Origin of the sequence: Pantoea sp. CTOTU49201 (genome assembly GCF_032054795.1) — a bacterium.
GTDB lineage: Bacteria > Pseudomonadota > Gammaproteobacteria > Enterobacterales > Enterobacteriaceae > Pantoea > Pantoea symbiotica.
Genome location: NZ_DAMBSA010000586.1, coordinates 1 through 2,085, shown reverse-complemented (window position 1 = coordinate 2,085; position 2,085 = coordinate 1). Strand labels below are relative to the sequence as shown.

General features: G+C 58.9%; 2 protein-coding genes. Both read right to left on the bottom strand.

The window, feature by feature from the left end:
- The coding region (locus tag RTY00_RS24100; protein WP_312666652.1) for an AraC family ligand binding domain-containing protein at window positions 1-487 on the bottom strand (487 nt) is incomplete at its 3' end.
- Between the two features lie 118 nt (window positions 488-605).
- On the bottom strand, window positions 606-2,000 hold the full coding sequence (locus RTY00_RS24095; RefSeq protein ID WP_312666651.1) for an amidase: 1,395 nt from the start codon (window positions 1,998-2,000) through the stop codon (window positions 606-608).
- Window positions 2,001-2,085 lie beyond the last annotated feature (85 nt).

Below are 2,085 nucleotides of genomic sequence, written 5' to 3'. Positions count from 1 at the left end.
AAAGCAGCTTGAGCGATGCCATGCCGGGGCGCGTAAGATCCAGCGTTTTGCCCGCCAGTTTGGCGGTGGCAGGCGCTTCCTTCTCCATAATGTGGCGCGGCAGATGCACGATATTGATCGCCACCTTCTCCATCGTAAAATCAAACGGCGTGGCAGCATCGTAAATCACCACATCGCCGGCGCTGACGCGTGATTGATGGCCATTCTGCCGCAGCGTGCCGCTGCCGGCGCAGACGTAGCCCAGATAGAAATCGTGATTAGGATGGCGGCGGATGCACTCCGGCGTGCGTTGCCACATCAGCGCGGTGTGGGAAACGTGATTGGCAATATCCATGTGACCGAGCATCGAATAGGCAAAGCTGCCGGAAAAAGTGCCGGAGTGCATCTGGCGCGCTTCGGCTTTGATCAGACGCGAACACACCGCATCACGCCAGGCATCGAAGCGATGGCGGTTATCGAGATCGTCGGTGGTGAAAAGCTCTTTCATATCGGCATCCCCTAAACATGGCGAAAAAGGGCGGAAGTCAGGGAGTTAAAGCAAGTTTCAGGCCATGAGCGGGTGAAATGACCGCCCCAAATTTGTTGGGGCGGTAAAGGCGGCGGATTTACAACGCAGGATGCTGTTTGTGCCAATCGGTGACCTGCTGGAAGGCCCACGCGCCCTGAATCATGGTGGTTTCGGCGAAATGTGCCGCGACCAGCTGGAAGCCAATCGGTGCGCCGCTGGCGGTTTTACCGCACGGCAAGGTGATGGTGGGATGTCCGCTGGCGTCGAATGCACTGGTATAGCGCAGTACGCCGTTAAACAGTGCCTGATCGGTACCAAAACGGGTCATGGTGTCCCAGGTCAATCCGGCATAAGCGGTGGCCGGTGCCAGAATCAGATCAACCTGAGTAAAGAGCGCGGAGATATCGCCGCGCAGCGCCGCACGGCTGAGCAGCAAGCGCTGATATTCCAGCGCGGTGACGCTGTGACCGAGATCCAGCAGGCCAGCCAGGCCCGGACCGTATTGATCTTTTTGTGCCGGATAGGTCTCTTTATGCGCCAGCGCGGTTTCCACGGCGCAGAGTGCGCTCCACTCGGCGGCGGCTTTTTCGGTATCGGGCAAAGTGATATCCACCAGCGTCGCGCCGAGCGAGCTCAAGGTGGCGATCGCCGATTGCAGCGCGACGCGCGTCTCCTCGTCGACTTTCTCCAGCGCCCAGCTTTTATCTATGCCAATGCGCATCTTGTTAATGCCGCGCGTCATCAGCGCCAGATAATCCGGCACCGGCTCGCTGCTGGAGGTGGGATCTTTATCATCGCGACCGGCAATCTCCTGCAACATGGCGGCGGCATCGGCGGCGTTACGCGCCATCGGGCCGATATGGTCAAGTGATGCCGCCAGTTCACAGGCACCGTGCCGCGTGACGCGGCTCCACGTCGGTTTAATACCGGTCAGGCCGTTGGCGTTGGAGGGAAAACGAATCGAGCCACCGGTATCGGTGCCAATTGAGCCGAAGCATAAACCTGCGGCGGTGGCGACGCCGGATCCGCTGGAGGAGACGCCGGTCCACAGCGCGCTGCCCCACGGATTATTGGGGCGGGCGATGTCGGGATGGTGATCGGCGAAGGCGCTTTCGGTTTGCGTTAGCTTGCCGAGAATCACCGCACCTGCCGCGCGGAAGCGTTCCACCACGGTGGAGTCTTCGGTTGGGTAACGATCTTTGTGGATGATCATGCCGTGGCTGGTGGGCGCGTCTTTGGTCCAGATCAGATCTTTCAGTGCGATTGGCACGCCGTGCAGTGGACCGCGCATTTTGCCCTGGGCTATTTCGGCATCGGCTTCGGCCGCCTGTTGCAGCGCACTGTCGCGCATCACGTAGAAGTAGCTGTGTAAGTCGCGATCGAGCGTGTCGATACGCGTCAGCAGGGTTTGTGTGACCTCCACCGAAGAGATTTCGCCCGACTGAATCAAGCGGCCAATTTCCAGCAAGCTTTTGTAATGCAAGTTATTCATCGTGACCTTACCTCGTGAGTGAGAGATGTGTTGATGAATAACGTAAGTCACTGCGTGAAGTGCGGCTGTGTTTAGGCGGACAGAT